Source organism: Sulfurimonas sp., from assembly GCF_029027585.1.
GTDB lineage: Bacteria > Campylobacterota > Campylobacteria > Campylobacterales > Sulfurimonadaceae > Sulfurimonas.
Genome location: NZ_CP093397.1, coordinates 1,131,598 through 1,149,284, shown reverse-complemented (window position 1 = coordinate 1,149,284; position 17,687 = coordinate 1,131,598). Strand labels below are relative to the sequence as shown.

The window sequence follows — 17,687 nt, the reverse complement described above, 5'->3', positions numbered from 1 at the left end:
TGTTATCCTAAATTATTTTATTTGATTGTTAAAATTTAGGTTAGCAAATAGGAGGTTTTAGAAAGCTCTCACTTGGATGATAGAAGTAAAGTTTAGTGATAGATGACACTTTTAGAGTAGGAGTATGGTTAGTTTTTAGAAAAAATATATCTGTTAAGATGTAGGAAGTATGAAACTCACAGTGAAAGTCACAACTCTTATTTAGCTCATCATGTACATCATGAGAAAACTCACTAACATACTCTAAAGCGTCAGAGTGTTGCTCGTTTTTTATGATAAAACCATGAGAGATTGAAAAGCATAGTATTAACAATAGCAAAATATTTATAAGCTTTATTTTTTTCATTAATGCAATTGTAGCCAAAAATGATACAATAAGTTATGTAGATTTTGTAGCTTAAGGAATTTTTTAATGGGTTGGACTTGTCAGCATGATTATAAAGGTGAATGTAAACTAGTTAAAAAACCTTGTGTCCCTGGAATGAAAGGTTGTACTTTAAAAAGTAGTGAGTATGTTTTTAGCACAGGTAGTTACGAAGATGATAAAAAAGCTCAAGAACAAAAAAGAAGTAACTAAACTTTTTTATTTTAAAGACAAACCTAGTTTTTACCGATATAATACTAAGAAATTATATAGCAAAAGGTAAAAGTTGTGGAAATAACATTACTTATAAAATCAGTTATGGGTTTGATAGTAATCTTGGCTGTTTTGATATTTTTACTATTTTTGCCATCAACTAAAAAAAAGAAACAAGTATCTCAACAAAAAAATGACTCTTCCCCCGATTCTCCAATAGTGTCAAATGAAACTCAAAACACAAGCTTAGAGTATTTAAGAAGTGTCATTAAAAATAAAAAATCGACAACAAGTGAACTTAAAAATGCTCTTGAGTTAGTCATAAAACATCATGGCATAGTTCATGAAAAAATTGGAGAAAGAGCGCATCCAGATTTTGATATTTATATGGATATTTTGTTTACAATATGTAGGCATCCAAACACCAATAAAGATGTCATCTTAACTTTGACCGCTCTCTAGCAAGATTAAACCCTGCGTATAAAAAAGAGATAAATGAAGCTATGACAAAAGGTTTAAACTCACGAAGAGTTTAAACCTTTTTCATATCTATCATCTCGGTAGCTTTACCTTGAATGATGTGAATATCTTTTTCTTGAAGTCGTTTTAAAGTATCCATATCCATGACTCCTGTTGCAATCAAAGAGATTCCAACAGTATCGGTAATAAGTCTAAAAGCAGATAAAGATTGGTCACTTTGACTTAAAAAATAACCTGGTTCACCTTTTATATAAACTGGTCTTAAATCTTGAAGATATTGATAATCAACACTCTCGCCAATGAACTCAAAAATTCCCATTTCTATATCATATTTTTCAAAAAGAGCTTTGTAGCGTTTAATCTCTTTATTATTTCGTCTAACTAGTTTATCTGGCATTTCAATGATAAGTTTAAATCCAAGAGTTTTAGCAAATATTTCAAAAAGTCTACTCATATCTTCATAAGTATCATTTAACTCTAAATAATCAAACGGAAGCCTAAGAGAGCAAGTTGTCCCTCTTAACCTTGCATCTGGAGTTTTAAACATCTTGTTTAAGATGTTTTTATAGATTTTATTACCTAATCCTGCTTGATTTGCTGGCGCCATAAACTGCCCATAATAATAAGTAGTATCTTTATCTATGTTAAGGATTAAACTTAGAGCATTATGGTCTGTTTGTTTAGTCTTAGCGTTTACTGCCTTCCAAGATACAAAGTTGAAACAATTGTTTTGTATGGCTTCGTTTATGATTTTTCTCCAAGCTTCTTTACCCATAACTTCTACCGCATCTTCAGCTTTTTGTAGATGGATTTTGGAATCTTTAAACTTCGCTTGTGCTAGTGCATTGTCAGAGTGAGAAAGAAGTTGTCCTATGTTTTCCTTATAGTTATACTCATAAAGACCCAAGGCAAGATAGACATCATCTTTATTCAACTCTAAAGACTTAACAAGTTCTTTTGTTACTCCTGATATATTTTCTGCTATATCTATCGCATCAATAGATGCACAATCTGGAAGTAAGATAGAAAACTCCGTACCATTCATTCTCGCAACTATGGAGTTTTTGTAGTTGTCTGCATGAGCGCTAAATATATCTGATATATCAATAAAAAGTTTATCAACATCTCTATGACCTATCTGCTCATTTGCTTGAATGACCCCATTAAATGCTATCATAATATTTATACCACCACGAGAAGAGGCATCTATTTTAAGGTATTCTGGAAGTTTATCTATAAAGTATTTACGATTTCTAAGTTTTGTTGTTTTGTCTATATATTCAAGTTCTTTTTGGCGTTTTAACTCTTCGTTTCCTTTGTCAAACATAGCTTTTACTTTTGATACCATGTTATTCATTCCTAGAACAACATCTTTAAACTCTTTTGTGTAAGGAATAGTGGTTTGTATAATAAACTCATTTCGTATAACTGCTTCTGCTTGTTTTTGAACCTCTGATAAAGGTTTTAAGATAGCAGCTAAAAGTAAGTTTAGTATCACTAATCCAACAAAAGCAATAATACTAAAAGAGATGATAAGACTTTTTAAAATAGTATATAGTTGTTTGTACGCATAAGTTTCATCACTTTGTACATTTAACATTCCAACTTGACTCCACCCAGCAGAAACATTGGCAGATGCAACTGGTGCATCTATGTTTACAATATTTAAAAACCAATTTGGAATATTAGATAAATCACTCTCAATACTTCTATCATAAATTAAGGTATTATCAACATCAACAAGAGAAATGTAACGATAGTTACCGCTGTCAAAGTTCGCATTTATCATAGTTGACATCATGGAAATATCTCCATTTGCACTACCAAGAGAAAGGCTTAGAGAGGTTGCTGTGTTTTTAGCATCTTCATATAGTCTATCTTGTGCAGATTCATTAGCACTTTGAAAGTTTAGTGTTAAAACAGTTGTTAAAACTATGAGTAAAAATATAGAAAGCAGTATAGCTATTTGTTTAAAGAGGGTCATATTTTATGTCTTATTGGAGTTGCAAACTATGCAGGCTCGAATTTTAAAGTTAATTTTTTTAAAAAATTGTTTGAGCATTCACTCCCCTTCATCTAGAAATCATGTTAGTATAGATTATATTACCATTATAGCGTTTCTTAAAAAAAATATAAACCTTTTCATCGATTTAGTACCTTTCTTTATATATTTGATACTTTAAATTTGAGTTTTAAGTAGATACCTCCGTTTAAGTTTCATCAAACACAAATCAAACGCTATTTTGTTATAATAGATTATATAAGTAAAAACAAGTAATAAAAAATACGAAGGAGTCAATATGAAAAGTATATTTAAAGCATTAGTTATTGTAAGTTTCGTTGTTATGTCATCGTCACTTGCATGTACTACGATGATTATCACAAAAGGTGCTTCTAAAGATGGTTCAGTATTTGTAGCTCATTCAGATGACAGTGAGATGTTTGATAATAGGCTTGTCTTAGTACCTGCAAAAGATCATAAAGCTGGTTCACTCAGAGCAGTTTATTACGATGCTTCTTCTTTAGGAAATAGAGCGGAGTTTAATGCTAATGTACTTCAGCGATATGTTGGTGAAGATAGAGGAGAGGTATATAAAGATAAAACTAAACCTCAAAGTATTCCTTTAGGATTTATTCCACAAGTTAAGCATACTTATGCTTACTTTGAAGGTAACTATGGAATTATGAACGAACATCAACTGATGTTTGGAGAGGCTACAAATGGTGCAAAAATTACAGCTGAACCAAAGCCAGGTAAACTTCTTTTTTACAGTTCTGAACTTAGTCGTGTGGCACTTGAGAGAACAAAAACAGCTAGAGATGCCATCGCTCTCATAGGTGAATTGATAGAGACTTATGGTTATTATGGAACAGGAGAGACTCTCCCCGTAGCTGATAAAAATGAAGGTTGGGTCATAGAAATGGCACCAAGTCCAGAGGGCAAAGGTGGTCTTTGGGTAGCTAAAAGAGTTCCAGATGGAGAAATCTTTGTAGCTGCAAATGAGTTTAGAATTAGAGAAATAGATACAAACTCTCCAGATATGTTGTACTCAAAAAACCTTCATAAAATAGCAAAAAAGTATGGTTGGTGGAACCCTAAAGATGGGAAACTTGATTGGTTGAGAACAGTTAGTGAGGGAGAATATAGTCATCCTTACTATTCACTTAGAAGAGTTTGGAGAGTTCAAGATAAGTTGGCTCCATCTATGAAGCTAAGTCCTTGGGCAAAAGATGGTTTTACTTCTCAGTATCCATTTTCAATTAAGCCAGATAAAAAACTAGATGTTAGAGATGTAATAAATTTGTATCGTGATTATTATCAGGGAACTGAGTTTGACCAATCAAAAGGCATAACCGCGGGACCTTTTGGTAATCCTTATAGATATCCAGGTTCGATGGATGCTGGAAATGATACTGGGAATCCAAGTGCCAAACTCAAAGGTGCTTGGGAGAGACCACTTTCAATATACAGAAGCGGTTATAGTTTTGTACTTCAAGCTAGAAGTTGGTTACCAGACCCTATCGGTGGTATTGTATGGTTTGGACCAGATCAACCAATGAGTACAGTAATTACGCCATTTTATGTAGGAATAGATTCAATTCCAAAAAGTTACTATACTGGTCTTAGTAATAAGTTTGATCAAAAAAGTGCATGGTGGGCATTTAATTTTGTAGCTAATTGGGCAGGACTTAAATATAGCTATATCATAGAAGATATAAAACAAAAACAAAATGAGTTAGAATATACACAGCTACAAAGCATAAAAATTATGGATAAAAAAGCTTTAGCACTATATAAACAAAATCCACAAAAGACTAAAAAACTACTTAGTGAGTACTCTAATACTCAAGCAAATAAAGTTGTAGATGAGTGGTGGAGTTTAGCTTGGTATTTAGTTGCAAAATATAGTGATGGATATGTGAATGAATCTAACAAAATGGCTCAAGAAGTTGGTTATCCTAAAGAGTGGTATAAAAAATCAGAGTGGAAAAATGGTCCTACTGGATATGAAAAACCACGAAAGAAAACAACTAAATGACCATTAAACATACTTTTATGTTATCTTTTTTAGTAGCTGGTAACATGATAGGTGCTGGTATATTAGCAATGCCAATTAATGCAGGTATCTCTGGCTTTTGGCCATCTATGCTAATGATGGCATTTTTTTCTATAAGTATGTTTTTTTCAGGTATTGTTTTAGCAAAAGAGGTAAATAAAAAGAAAGATGATACTTTTAATTTTCCAAGTCTCTATCAGGAACATTTTGGAGTAGCTGGAAAATGGATAGCTTCTATAGCAAATCTTATCATTTTTTATGGATTACTCATAAGTTATTTAGTTGGTTCTTCAAAAATTGTTCTTATGGTTTTTAAGATAGATGCAGTTTTTGAACCTTTGGTACTTTTGGTTATTTTCGCAGTTTTTACTTATATAGCAATGTCAAGTATGTCTATTATAAAAAAATACAATACCATTCTTATGCTTTTATTGTGGATGGCTTTTTTGGTATTGATTTATATAGGAAGTTCAGGAATAGATGCCAATAGATTTTCTCATGTAAATTGGGAGTATTTACCAAGAGCTGTACCTATGATAATTGCAGCATTTGTTTTTCATCCTATTATCCCAACTATATGTAGAGATGCTAAATGGAGTGGTGATATATACAAACCTATAGCCATAGGACTTCTGATTGGTTTTGTTATGAATACAATATGGTTAGTAGTAGCAGTAGGGGTTGTTCCTGAATTTGGGCATATAAGTCTAAATGAAGCTAGATTAACAGGTATGCCTATTACCCTTGAAATGTCTAAAATTTTAAAATCAGACCTTTTTTTAATTATGGGGACACTATTTGCAATAATTGCTGTAGCAACTTCTTATGTATCTATAGGCATGAGTTTAAAAGATTTTTCTAAAGATATACTTGAAAATAGTTTAAATATTTATAATAAATGGCTTGTCTTTGTAGTAGCTTTTATACCTCCTTTAATAGTTGCATATTTCTTTGCAGATATCTTTTTAAAGGCTTTAAGTATTGTTGGAGGTATTGGTATTGTGCTTCTTTTTGGGATACTACCAACAGTTATTTATTTTAGAAAGATTAGATCAAAATTTGCTATATTAATAGCATCTATATTTTTAATAGCATTTAGCATTACTTTTTTAATTACACTACTGCAAACATTTGGAATGTTACACCTTAATCCATTTGGAGGATAATAGTATAATTGTTACTTAAGATATAGATACTAAAAATAATTTAAAATTGGAGAAAATAATGTTAGATATAAAACACGCTGACCTTACACTTAATGATCCTCAAGAACTTTCATGGCTATTTGCAAAAGCTGCACATTTAGCACCAGATAATCTTGCTGTAGTTCACAATGAAAACTCAATTACATATAGAGAATTAGACCTACTTTCAAACCGTTATGCAAAATATTTGAATCAAGTTCACAATATAGAGAGTGGAGATATGGTTTGTGTGGTTTATGATAGAGGAATTGACTTTATTATCTCTATTTTAGCCATCTTAAAGTGTGGTGGTACTTATGTTCCTATAGATACAAAAGAACCATCAACTAGACATAAGATGATTATTGAAGATGTAAATCCAAAACTAATGATTATAGATGATAAATATAGTAAAAATTTTGATTTTCCTAACTCTATTAGTATTAGAGAAGTTGAAAATATTGATAGTTATTCGGATGAGAGAAAACATCTTCATATTGGTGGACATAATATAGCGTGTGTATTTTTTACATCAGGTTCAACTGGTAAACCAAAAGGTGTGTTAATGCCTCATATGGGCATAACAGGGCTGATTAGAAGTCCTCATTATCTTACTATGGAGTCTAGTGATAATGTTTTATCATCTAGTAGTATCGCTTTTGATGCGGCTTCTTTTGAGATATGGACAGCACTGCTTAACTCAGCAACACTTGTTTGTATAGACTATGAAGTAATTATAAATCCTGAAGAGTATGCTAACTTTTTAGATCATCATGATATTACTGTTATGTGGGTTACATCTGCTCTTTTTGATCAACTTGTAGCTTTTAGAGCTGGAATGTTTAAAAAAGTAAAATATCTACTTTCTGGCGGAGATGTTGTAAATCCAAAAACTGTATATAAAGTTTTAAATAATGATGATGGTCGTCCAGATGCATTTATCAATGGTTATGGACCAACAGAGGCTGGGATACTTGCAACTTTTCATATTGTAAGAGAGCTTGAAGATGAGCATTCCCCTCTACCTGTAGGAAAGGCTCTTGCAGATACTGTTTTATATGTGCTAGATAATGAGCAAAAACCAGTTGCTCCAAAAGAAACAGGTGAACTATATATAGGTGGACATAGGTTAGCTAGAGGTTATTTGAATTTGCCAGAAAAAACAGCAGAGCATTTTATAGTTAATCCATTTACTAGTAATCCTACAGATATGCTTTATCGTACAGGTGACTTAGTTCATTTTGATGATGATGGTAGTTTGAAGTTTTCAGGTCGTGCAGATAGACAGATTAAATTTCGTGGATTTCGTTTAGAACTTGACGGTATAGAAAATGTACTAGTTTCTCATGAAAGTGTTGCTAATGCCGCTATTAAGATGGTTAAATATAAGAGTGAAAAAATACTTGTTGCTTATATACAGCTAGAAAAAAATCAAAAAGACAACTTCTTTTTATCTGAGTATATGCTTTATCTTAAATCTAAGATGCCAGCGTATTCAGTTCCAACAGAGATAGTGCTTTTAGATAAATTACCAGTTACACAACGCGGTAAAATTGATAGAAAAAATCTTCCAGACCCAGTTTTTAAAGAAATAGCTTGTGATAATATAGTCCAACCTCAAACTCAAACACAAAAAATTATCTATGGCGTATGGTCAGAGTGTTTAGGACGAACAGAATTTGGAATAAAGGATAACTTTTTTGAACTTGGTGGTTCATCTATTTTACTAGCAACTGTTTATGCTGGAATTAGAAGTAAGATAAACAAACCATTTTCCCTTAATACCTTTTTTGAGATGCCAACAATTGAAGGTTTAGCAACATCTATCGATGAGCATGGTGGTCAGTTTGACCACAATGATGAGTTTGTAAACGCAAAGAGAGATTCCATACTTGATAAGAGTATATTTCCAAATTGGAGTGATACTTCCAAGGCGTCTAAAGATGTGATATTACTTACCGGTTCTATGGGTTACTTAGGTGCGCATGTGCTCTTGGAATTGTTAGAAAAAACTTCTGCTGACATATATTGTTTACTAAGAAGTCATGAAAATATTTCTCTACATAAGCAACAATTACATGCATTAGAAAAATTAAAACTAGAAGACGCCTTAAAATTTAGTGATAGAATTCATACAATATCTGGTGATATTTCTAAAGAAAAACTAGGAATTAATGAAGATGATTATGCATTTATAGTAAATAATGCTACACATATTATTCACTGCGCAGCGGCTGTAAACCACATGTATGGATACTCTAAATTAAAAACTTCTAATAGTCTAAGTACTATCGAGTTTATAAAGATTGCTATGAATGGCAAAGAAAAGAAAATTTCTTATATTTCAACAGAGAGTGCAATAAGTCAAAGTAATGCTGATGGAGTTGGATATGAGACAAAAGTGAGTGAAACCCCAGCAGATTTTTTTGGTGGATATGCTCTAACTAAGTGGGTTTCTGAACGCTTATTAAAACAAGCTTTTGATAGAGGAATGAGTGGACTAATTTTAAGACCTGGTAATATCTTTTTAAATACAAAAACAGGTGTTTCAAGCCCACTAAATAGTAACTTTGCACTTTTGATGATGAGAGCTTATGTAGATACAGGTTTAGCCCCTGATTTAGGTTTTGTATTTGAAGCGGTTCCTGTAAATCAACTAGCAAAGGCAATAGTTAGTGTGAGTTTAGGCGAATCTAATAAAATGATGTTAAATCTTTCAAATCAAAATGAGATTTCACTTAAAGAGTATGTCAGTTTACTTGGCTCAATTACAAATAAAAAAATAGAAATTATTCCTTTTGATGAATGGAAAACGAGGGTTATAGTTCCTCTAAAAGAGACAAGTCCACTCTTTCCATTAAGACTATATTTTCAAGATGATGCAAGTGAAGAACTTATGCACTTTGATACTTCATTAGCACAGAGTGAACTTAAAAAGTATGATGTACACTTTGATGATAATTATGAAGAGTTACTGGGTAATGCTTTTGATAAAACTTTCAACAAAGCACTAAATATTTAATAGCTATGAATGCTTTAGAAAAAGTTTATAGTGATGAAAATTATGAAATATTTGTCTTTGCCATAGAGCAAAATAGTTCTATGGTTGACACTTCTATAATTCCTAACGAACAGCTAGACAAGATACAAAAGTATAAACAAGACATAGACAAGATTAAGAGATACTTAGCAAGAACTTTTCTTTTTGAGCATTGCGCAAAGAAATATGGTTTAAAAGATTTTTCTTTTATTTACACTAATAAGAAAAGACCAAAGTTTAAACATTCGAAAGTTGATTTTAGTATCTCTTATTCTAAAAATTTAATAGCTGTCGCATTATCTACAAATGCTACAGTAGGAGTAGATATAGAGTTTATGGAACCATCTATAGTATCTAAGAGTATAGCCGCGGAGTTTATGAATACAATACAACTCTCGAAGTTTAATACTTTGACAAAAAAAGATAGAGATAATTACTTTTACAAAATGTGGACATCTAAAGAGTCTTTACTTAAAGCTATGGGAGATGGACTTTACATTAATCCAAAAACTGTCACAAACGAGATAGGCGATTTTTTTTATTTTAAAGATTATATTATTAGTTTCACAAAAACCAATTTAAGGAATACAAATCATGGATAAATACTTAGAAACTTTTTCATCAATTTCCGTATTGGTTATGCTTATCTGTATTGTTGTATTGTTTCGTTTTAGCGGTGTATTGAAAAAAGAAGATGGCATGCTTTTTTCTAAAATTGTTACACATATAACACTTCCAGCGGTCATATTTTCTGTAATGTCCCACTCTAAGGCACTAGAATGGGAATATGCACTAGCTATACTCTTTGTGTTGTTGAGTGAGATATTGGTTTTGCTGATGGCTTGGTTTATTGGAATAAGACTAAATATAAGCAATGAGAAATTAGGAACTCTGATGATTGTATCAGCTTTTGGAAGTTCCGCTTTACTTGGTTATGCCGTTATTGGAGAAGTTTTTCCATCAAATGTAAAAGCTCTTTCCGAAGCGGTATTGATTTCGGAACTTGGTGTCGGAATAGGGTTTTTTACTATAGGTACAATGGTAGCTGTATATTTTGGAACAAACACATCCCAAAAGCAGACACCATTGCAAATTATAAGCATATTTTTAATATCACCAATATTTTTATCTATTATCGCAGGATTAGCATACTCATTATTAAATTTACCAACTCAAATCCCAATTATTAAAGAGATTTTTGATGCTATATCTCTAATAAGTAAAGCAAATACCTTTTTTGTAGCCTTAACGGTTGGTGTGATACTTCAGTTTAATAGTCTTCGTTCTATTATATCCTTGGCTATTGTAGTGGTTTTACTAAAATTATTAGTTAGCCCACTTTTAGTCTGGATAGCCTCTTTTAGTTTAGACTTAAGTAGTTCACAACTAGAAGTAGTAATGATAGAATCTGCTATGCCATCAGCGATGTTAAGTGTAGTTTTAGCAAAAAGATATGGATGTGACGCTGAATTGGCTTCTAAACTTGTATTTATTACTACTATATTTAGCATTCTTACAATTCCACTTTTATTGGGGGCATTATGAATGTCTTGATTAATTATATTATGGTTTTTATGTTAGCTGGTCATCTAGTTCTCTCTCTTGAAGCTAAAGAGTTTTCATTTATAGTCATGGGAGATACGAGAACTGAACCATACTTAACGGGTGGGAAGGAGCAAACACCACAAATTATAGAGATAATTCAAAAACGATATAACTGTGATAAGAAAGATATTGAATTAAATTTTGATGATTTAGGCTTGGAGCTTATTCAGGTAAAGATAGACATGCAAACATATAGTATTCTCATGAAATATGAAAGTGGTTGGGTAAAAGCACTTATATTTGTAGATAAGAAAAGTAAAAAAAGTCAGATAATGATGCGTGATTCAGGTAGAAAATGGGTTAATAATCAGATTATTTCTACTATGAGAAGAGAAAAATCTTCTTTTATTATCCATGGTGGTGATATTCAACTTTTTTCTTTTCAAGGTGAACATTTAAATTCCAATCCATACTATCAACTTTTCAATGATGAACTTTTAATGAGACTACCTGATGAGTCGAAGTTATTTCCTGTTATAGGTAACCATGAAGTTTGGGGCAGTGAAGAGAAAATTACTGGATTTAGGTCAACATTCCCGTGGTTAGAAGAGTTTGGTTTTAGTGTTGAGAACCGTATCTATAGTTTTATTTATGATAATAACAGTTTTATATTTTTAGATAGCGGTGGTTATGTAAATGGTAAGGAAAGATGGGGAAGTAAACATCCAGATTTCAGTACACAAATGAAATATTTAAAAGATAAATTAGAAGAGGCAAAAAGAGATAATATAGAGCATGTTTTTGTCACATACCATAAGCCATCTTTTAATAAGATTGGTCATAATCCATTACCAAAAGAGCAAAGTCCACATAAAATTTTAAAACAATATTCTAAGGACTTAAGTATATTTGTTTTTAGTAGCCATGTTCATACCACTGAGCATTATGTTGTAGATGGAATCAACTATCAGGTTATTGGTGGAAGTGGTGCACCACAAAAAATGGAACTTGCTAAAAATCCATCAAAAGAAAAAGAACTTTACTGGGGTACAAAAGACAGGTTTGAAGAGTACAACTATTTAAAAGTGGATGTAAATTCTTCAAAGATAAAAGGTACTATCCATAGATTCCGTCCACTTGATTCATGGAAACCATACAGTACTAAAGTTATTTTTCAAAAGAGTATAAAGTGATTCAAAAAGAGTCAGTTGTATTCATACATAGCGGGGCTATAGATAATTATGTTCTTAAAGAGTTTAAAAGAAACAATAAATGAAATTTATTAAATTATTTTTTGCAATGCTGATAATAGTGTCTTGTACTTTTACAGCTTCTATGGCAGAAGATAGTTTACAAAGTGCTTTTAAAAATGCTAAAGTTGAGGGGGAAATTCGCTATAAGTATGTTGTAAAAAACTCTAATGAAGAGGGTGAAGATGCTGAAGGTTCAGCTATTGGTGGAAGTTTTGGTTTAAAGACAGCACCTCTTTATGGATTTAGTCTTGGAGCCATGGCTTATACAACAAATAAAGCTACAGGAAGTGATGAGCCTTTTAGTACAGAACCCAAAAAACTTACAAATACGAGCTTATTGTATGGGGATAGTAGTTATACAATACTTGGTCAAGCATATTTAGAGTATAAAAATAAAAATTCTACTCTTAAAGTAGGTCGTCAATATTTAGCTACACCTTTTATAGATGGGGATGATGGCAGTATCATCCCAAATCTTTATGAAGCTTATATGTTTACCAATAGTGATATTAGTGATACTAAGATAACTATTGGTCATGTATCAAAAATGTCTGGTTGGGATTCTTATGGAGATATTACAACATTTGTATCCATGACTCAAGCAGCAGGTATCACATCTTCAAAAAACGGTGTTGAGCAATATAATAAAGGAGTGAGTTTAGCTTCTGTTATTTACTACGGCATCACTGATACAGTTTTAGAAGCATGGTATTACAAAGCACATGATTTGGTGGATATATATTACCTAGAAGGAATGTACGATACTAAAATTGGTAAATTTGGTTTGACATTAGGTGTACAATATTGGCAAGTACATTCTGCATCTAAGTATAACCAATGGGCTAGTGGAATAAAAGAAGAAAAAGTTGATTATAGTGTGTATGGTTTTATGTCAGCGATAGATATATACGATACAAAATTAATACTAGCATATCATAGTACTGATTTGAAAGATAGTCTTCCTACTATACATGGTAAATGGGGTGGATATCCTGAGTATGTTTTCTCACAAGAGGCTATTGTTACAACTTATAATGTTTCAGGTGTGCAAGCAATAAAAACAGGACTATCTCATGACTCTAGTTATGGAAAGTTTAGTGTTCATTATGTGATATTTAATTCTCGTAATGAAGCTTTAGAAAATAGTGAAGATGTACTATATGTTATCTATGGTCATGATATAAAGTATATTAATAATTTAAGTGTAAGTTTGTTATATGAAGCTATTAGAGCTAATACAGATAAAAGTAAGAATCAAGATTATGATTATTATAAAGCATCTATAACTTATACATTTTAAATTAGATTTTTTTCCTTTTCATGTTGAGTTTTAGTTGATCCCATTTTTTATGGGCTTTTTTACTTTTTACTTTTTTACCTTTTCCCGTTTTACTAGCTTTGTAAAGACTCTCTCCATTGAAGTTATAAATAGGAGTTAAATCTTTTCTCTTAGAAGCAGGGAAAATCTTTTGGTTGTTGTTGTCTAAAATAAGAGGCTCACTTCTTGGGGTTTTAAAGTATGTTAAAACCATGTGAGCCTGTTTAAACTTACTAGAACGAACATAAGTAAAAAAAAGCTTTTTAGAGTCTACGCCTAAATATCTAAGTGCAAAATATTTACTAATGACATAATCTTCACAGTCACCCATATCCTTACCCAAAAACTCCCAAGGAGTAGCCCAATAATCTTTTTTTCTATAAACTTTTATATCAGATGCATATCTAACTTCATTGTAAAATTTATTTACAGCATTTAGCTTGGCAAGTTCACTTTTACCTTTAACAGAATCCAGAGTTTTTTGAAGATAAAAGAACCTTTTTTTAGCAAATACCTTATATTTTTTACCTATTTTATTTAAGAGAGATTTCTCTACATAGGGCTTGTCTGCAAATGATACAGATACAAACATTAGTGATAAAAATATAAAAACTTTTAAGATACTCATAAGACAATTATATCTAAAGTTGTCTCTTGTTAAAACCAGCACTTCCCATTTTTGCTTTTACATTAAACTCTTGCGAAAAAGGCTTTAAGTAGCTTGGGATTGCTCTTCCTTTTAGCTTCATCATATCTTCGAGCATCTCTTGTGCCACATTCTCTTGGTTTAAGCCTTTAGCATCTACTAAATATTTAAACAAAAGTTCACCCAATCTTTGAAGTGAGATTTTGTAAGTCGAATCAGTTTGTATATACATCCATATACAAAAATCATAAAAGTTTTCATACACGCTTTGCTCTTGCCAAAGTAGTTTTACACTTTTTTTAAAATTACCACTATTATAAGTTAAATCCCAAAACCTTGAAAATCTTTTCATAATTTGAATGTCATTAAAACTAAGTCTTGAATTTTTTAAAATATCATAAGGAGGTATATCGCTATAAACCATCTCAAACTCTATGTCATGGCGATTTATTTCTGTACCTGAGAGTTTTTTTAAGATGCCGATTTGAATCTCACAACTACTAAGCCTTACCAACTCATCAAGATTCGCTCCAAAACTCTCTAAACTCTCATCTGGAAGACCAACTATTAAGTCTAGATGCATGTGAGCGTTTGTTTCAGTCTCTAAAAAACTTATATTTTCTTTGATTTTATCGAGTTTTAATTCTCTTGAAATATTGTTTGCGATTTGTGGGTTTAGCGTTTGGATGCCAATCTCAAGCTGCAAGGCTCCATCTTCGAATCGTTTTATTTTATCTTTTATAGATGATGGAAAATGGTCAGGTATAACTTCAAAGTGAGCAAAATATGGTGGCTCTTTAGCTAAAAAGAAGTCTAAAATCTTGTTAGCTGTTTTTATGTTTAGATTAAATGTTCTATCTATAAACTTGAAGTTTCTAGCACCTCTGCTCCAAAGTATTTCAAACTCATTTAAAACTTCATCTAAGTCAAAGGCTCGAACTCTCTCGTCCATTGAAGAGAGGCAAAACTCACAAGAAAAAGGACAACCTCTGGAAACTTCAACATAGACATAACGGTTTTTTATATCTGAATCTGTATAGTATTTGTAGGGTAAATTGATATTTTTTAATGAAGGCAGATTTATTTTTATGATTTTGTTTGTAGGGAGAGTATTGTTTTGTATATTTTTACACAACTCATAAAAGGCTATATCGCCTTCACCTTGAATGATATAGTCTGCCATATCAAAATTTACTCGAAATGGCTCATGAGTAACCTCAGGACCACCTAAAATAATGGTAGTTTTTGGAGAGATTTTTTTTAAAATATGTATGAGTTCAAAAATCTCTTTAGCATTCCAAATATAAACACCGATGCCAATAATATCGGGAGAATTAAAAAGAAGTTTTTCGGCTATTGATTGAAGGGCATCGTTGATACTAAACTCTAATATTTTAGCATCCCCTTGTAGTTCTTCTAAATTTGCGTATAAGTATCTAAGAGCGATGGAAGTATGTGTAAATCTTGAATTTAAAGTGCTTAAAATGATTTTCATAAATGGAGTTTAACATAATAGACTAAGTAAAAGGGAAGTGACTTAGTCTATTTAAAATTTATAGGAGTTTTTATTCTCTCTCGTGAAAGGGAAAAACACAATTGAGATGTAAAAGTATATGCAGTTTAAGTAAATACTAAGTAAATATTATTTGCTGCTTCTGTTATACTCTTTTAACATCTCATCTAGTTTAATAAATAACTCTCCAGATGCTTCTTCCATCACAGAGAAAGTATCATGAATTTTCTTTGGATTATCATATTTTAAAGTTGTTTTTTCTTTCACAAAAGGTAGAACTTTAAGAATAGAATCATGAACTTTTGCATGCGGAATATCCATATCTCTAAAGGCTTTAGTATGTCCAAAATGCTCTTGACCAATACCTAAGTACCATTTACCCATACGACATGATTTGTGATCAATAAAAACTTTATCAGTTTCAGAGTTTAAAACAGAGGAGTAAGCATCTGATTTAAATAGAATATGGTCAACTTTAACTAGAGTTGCAAACATTCTATTTTGTATATGAATAGCCGCACCAGATGCCTTTGTAGCAAGAGAGTTTAACTCTTTAAATGTTTCTTCAAATTTAACAATAACCTCACTAGAATTTTGAGCAATCTCAGAAATATTATCAGAATTTACTCGCATATCGTTTGTTTCTTGCTGAAGAGTTGAGATATTTATTTCTATCTCATTTGTTGCTTTTTGTGTGCGTTCTGCTAATTTTCTAACTTCATCTGCAACAACTGCAAAACCTCTACCATGCTCACCCGCACGAGCTGCTTCTATGGCAGCATTTAGTGCCAAGAGATTTGTTTGGTCTGCTATATCTTTGATAAGATTTACGACATCAGAGATTTCACTTGATCTTTGTTCAAGAGAGATGATACCTTCATGTGAAGATGCTATGGAATCAACTAAAATATTTAGTTTTTTGCCAAGTGTTACAACGCTATTTAAACTATTTTCAGATTTTTGAGCTGTTTGCTGTGAAATTTTTGCTATCTCTACAGACTCTTCTTGTGAACCAATTATATCTTTTTGTATAATTTGTAAACCAGCACCTATCCCGCCACCTAACTTTGCAAGCTTGCTGCCTAATTCTCCTCTGATTCTTGTTTCATAACTAGATGCAATAGAAGATATAGTTCCATTTAAGTTTGTAGCGGTTGTATGAAAAGTTCCATGCAAGCCACTTGCGTGAGTTCGTCTATAAGTTTTTCCAACTGAAGAAGCATTTATGGTAGCCACAGTATCTCGCATAAATGCTTCTAGTTGGTCTAGTGTATTGTTAATAGCCCAAGCACGAGCAGAAAGAGAGGAGTTGTTATTTGGAATGTTTGTGATGCGGTCTTCAAGATTACCCTCTCCCATATTTTGAAGAACTCTACGCATAGCATCTAGAAGAGTTTCATCAGCAGAACTTGCTTTTTTTACAGGAACTAAAATAGAAGCAACTAAAACGGCAAAAATAATTCCAGCTAAGGTAAAATCTCCACCAACAAGACTATAAATAGCAATACCAATAAGTGCAATAAATAGTAAAATAGTTCCGTTATTCCTGAATAGATAGGATAAGTTCATCATAATCAACTCCTTTTTCTGCCAATATATCTGTTAAAACTTTAAATGAGGCATTTACGCCATTACTTTTTTCAACCTCAAGCATTGTTTTATATAGTGGGATGATAATCTCAAGAGCTTTAGGATTAGGTTTTCTTCTAACAGAGTAGTAACCAATAAGTTTTCCATTAGCATCTAGAGATGGGGTAATATTTGCATAAACCCAATAGCCATTACCATTTTTAGTTTGGTTTATTACGAAAGCAAAGACTTCTTGTTTTGTTACTATTGTGTCCCATAAGTACTTAAAAACAGCCTTTGGCATATCGGGGTGGCGGATAATATTATGAGGTTTCCCTAAAAGTTCAACCTCTGTATATTCTGCCATTTCCATAAAGATTTGATTTGTATAAGTTATATGACCCTTGAGGTCAGTTTTAGAAACGATAAAATCATTTTCTCGCATTTCTTTTAACATGAATGTCTCCCTAAAATTATTTCTCGCATTTCTTTTAACATGAATGT

General features: G+C 31.8%; 15 protein-coding genes. 9 read left to right on the top strand and 6 right to left on the bottom strand.

What is annotated here, in order from left to right; translation table 11 throughout:
- Nucleotides 1-40: 40 nt before the first annotated feature.
- Nucleotides 41-346 (bottom strand): hypothetical protein, encoded by a 306-nt coding sequence (locus MOV50_RS05970; RefSeq protein ID WP_321779485.1) that lies wholly within the window; start codon nucleotides 344-346, stop codon nucleotides 41-43.
- Between the two features lie 66 nt (nucleotides 347-412).
- Here MOV50_RS05970 and MOV50_RS05965 point away from each other — a divergent pair, with 66 nt between their 5' ends.
- Nucleotides 413-577 (top strand): hypothetical protein, encoded by a 165-nt coding sequence (locus MOV50_RS05965; protein ID WP_321779484.1) that lies wholly within the window; start codon nucleotides 413-415, stop codon nucleotides 575-577.
- A 75-nt stretch (nucleotides 578-652) separates the two neighbouring features.
- Nucleotides 653-1,039, top strand: a complete 387-nt coding sequence (locus MOV50_RS05960; protein ID WP_321779483.1) for a hypothetical protein — start codon at nucleotides 653-655, stop codon at nucleotides 1,037-1,039.
- Between the two features lie 70 nt (nucleotides 1,040-1,109).
- Here the strand turns inward: MOV50_RS05960 and MOV50_RS05955 are convergent, their stop codons facing one another.
- Nucleotides 1,110-3,041 (bottom strand): LapD/MoxY N-terminal periplasmic domain-containing protein, encoded by a 1,932-nt coding sequence (locus MOV50_RS05955; RefSeq protein WP_321779482.1) that lies wholly within the window; start codon nucleotides 3,039-3,041, stop codon nucleotides 1,110-1,112.
- A 316-nt stretch (nucleotides 3,042-3,357) separates the two neighbouring features.
- On the opposite strand from MOV50_RS05955, the gene MOV50_RS05950 reads away from it, so the two are divergent.
- From MOV50_RS05950 to MOV50_RS05920, 7 genes are all read left to right on the top strand, one after another.
- Nucleotides 3,358-5,097, top strand: coding sequence for a dipeptidase (locus tag MOV50_RS05950; protein ID WP_321779481.1), 1,740 nt, complete (start codon nucleotides 3,358-3,360; stop codon nucleotides 5,095-5,097).
- Entirely contained in the window at nucleotides 5,094-6,281 is a 1,188-nt protein-coding gene (locus MOV50_RS05945) for an aromatic amino acid transport family protein (RefSeq protein ID WP_321779480.1), read from the top strand. The genes MOV50_RS05950 and MOV50_RS05945 overlap by 4 nt, the downstream gene beginning before the upstream one ends.
- Nucleotides 6,282-6,339: 58 nt before the next feature.
- On the top strand, nucleotides 6,340-9,321 hold the full coding sequence (locus tag MOV50_RS05940) for an amino acid adenylation domain-containing protein (RefSeq protein WP_321779479.1): 2,982 nt from the start codon (nucleotides 6,340-6,342) through the stop codon (nucleotides 9,319-9,321).
- Between the two features lie 5 nt (nucleotides 9,322-9,326).
- Nucleotides 9,327-9,941: a 4'-phosphopantetheinyl transferase family protein gene (locus tag MOV50_RS05935; RefSeq protein ID WP_321779478.1), complete on the top strand. Its 615-nt coding sequence runs from the start codon at nucleotides 9,327-9,329 to the stop codon at nucleotides 9,939-9,941.
- Nucleotides 9,934-10,884 carry an AEC family transporter gene (locus MOV50_RS05930; RefSeq protein ID WP_321779477.1) on the top strand — a complete coding sequence of 317 codons (951 nt, stop codon included), beginning with the start codon at nucleotides 9,934-9,936 and terminating at the stop codon, nucleotides 10,882-10,884. The genes MOV50_RS05935 and MOV50_RS05930 overlap by 8 nt, the downstream gene beginning before the upstream one ends.
- A complete protein-coding gene (locus MOV50_RS05925) occupies nucleotides 10,881-12,077 on the top strand; it encodes a metallophosphoesterase family protein (protein ID WP_321779476.1) in 1,197 nt (398 codons plus the stop codon). The genes MOV50_RS05930 and MOV50_RS05925 overlap by 4 nt, the downstream gene beginning before the upstream one ends.
- 79 nt (nucleotides 12,078-12,156) lie before the next feature.
- Entirely contained in the window at nucleotides 12,157-13,437 is a 1,281-nt protein-coding gene (locus MOV50_RS05920; protein WP_321779475.1) for an OprD family outer membrane porin, read from the top strand.
- A 1-nt stretch (nucleotide 13,438) separates the two neighbouring features.
- On the opposite strand, the gene MOV50_RS05915 is transcribed toward MOV50_RS05920, so the two are convergent.
- The 4 genes from MOV50_RS05915 to MOV50_RS05900 all read right to left on the bottom strand — a co-directional run bounded on the left by MOV50_RS05915 (nucleotide 13,439) and on the right by MOV50_RS05900 (nucleotide 17,640).
- A complete protein-coding gene (locus MOV50_RS05915) occupies nucleotides 13,439-14,083 on the bottom strand; it encodes a transglutaminase-like cysteine peptidase (RefSeq protein ID WP_321779474.1) in 645 nt (214 codons plus the stop codon).
- Between the two features lie 13 nt (nucleotides 14,084-14,096).
- Nucleotides 14,097-15,596, bottom strand: coding sequence for a B12-binding domain-containing radical SAM protein (locus tag MOV50_RS05910; RefSeq protein ID WP_321779473.1), 1,500 nt, complete (start codon nucleotides 15,594-15,596; stop codon nucleotides 14,097-14,099).
- A gap of 147 nt (nucleotides 15,597-15,743) precedes the next feature.
- A complete protein-coding gene (locus tag MOV50_RS05905; RefSeq protein ID WP_321779472.1) occupies nucleotides 15,744-17,186 on the bottom strand; it encodes a methyl-accepting chemotaxis protein in 1,443 nt (480 codons plus the stop codon).
- Nucleotides 17,155-17,640 (bottom strand): PAS domain-containing protein, encoded by a 486-nt coding sequence (locus tag MOV50_RS05900; protein WP_321779471.1) that lies wholly within the window; start codon nucleotides 17,638-17,640, stop codon nucleotides 17,155-17,157. Before MOV50_RS05900 ends, MOV50_RS05905 begins: the two co-directional genes overlap by 32 nt.
- Nucleotides 17,641-17,687: the final 47 nt, after the last annotated feature.

Coding starts and splice junctions, on each gene's coding strand:
- MOV50_RS05970 (WP_321779485.1), bottom strand. CDS start 346: ATGAAAAAAATAAAGCTTATAAATATTTTGCTATTGTTAATACTATGC.
- MOV50_RS05965 (WP_321779484.1), top strand. CDS start 413: ATGGGTTGGACTTGTCAGCATGATTATAAAGGTGAATGTAAACTAGTT.
- MOV50_RS05955 (WP_321779482.1), bottom strand. CDS start 3,041: ATGACCCTCTTTAAACAAATAGCTATACTGCTTTCTATATTTTTACTC.
- MOV50_RS05950 (WP_321779481.1), top strand. CDS start 3,358: ATGAAAAGTATATTTAAAGCATTAGTTATTGTAAGTTTCGTTGTTATG.
- MOV50_RS05945 (WP_321779480.1), top strand. CDS start 5,094: ATGACCATTAAACATACTTTTATGTTATCTTTTTTAGTAGCTGGTAAC.
- MOV50_RS05940 (WP_321779479.1), top strand. CDS start 6,340: ATGTTAGATATAAAACACGCTGACCTTACACTTAATGATCCTCAAGAA.
- MOV50_RS05935 (WP_321779478.1), top strand. CDS start 9,327: ATGAATGCTTTAGAAAAAGTTTATAGTGATGAAAATTATGAAATATTT.
- MOV50_RS05930 (WP_321779477.1), top strand. CDS start 9,934: ATGGATAAATACTTAGAAACTTTTTCATCAATTTCCGTATTGGTTATG.
- MOV50_RS05925 (WP_321779476.1), top strand. CDS start 10,881: ATGAATGTCTTGATTAATTATATTATGGTTTTTATGTTAGCTGGTCAT.
- MOV50_RS05920 (WP_321779475.1), top strand. CDS start 12,157: ATGAAATTTATTAAATTATTTTTTGCAATGCTGATAATAGTGTCTTGT.
- MOV50_RS05915 (WP_321779474.1), bottom strand. CDS start 14,083: ATGAGTATCTTAAAAGTTTTTATATTTTTATCACTAATGTTTGTATCT.
- MOV50_RS05910 (WP_321779473.1), bottom strand. CDS start 15,596: ATGAAAATCATTTTAAGCACTTTAAATTCAAGATTTACACATACTTCC.
- MOV50_RS05905 (WP_321779472.1), bottom strand. CDS start 17,186: ATGATGAACTTATCCTATCTATTCAGGAATAACGGAACTATTTTACTA.
- MOV50_RS05900 (WP_321779471.1), bottom strand. CDS start 17,640: ATGTTAAAAGAAATGCGAGAAAATGATTTTATCGTTTCTAAAACTGAC.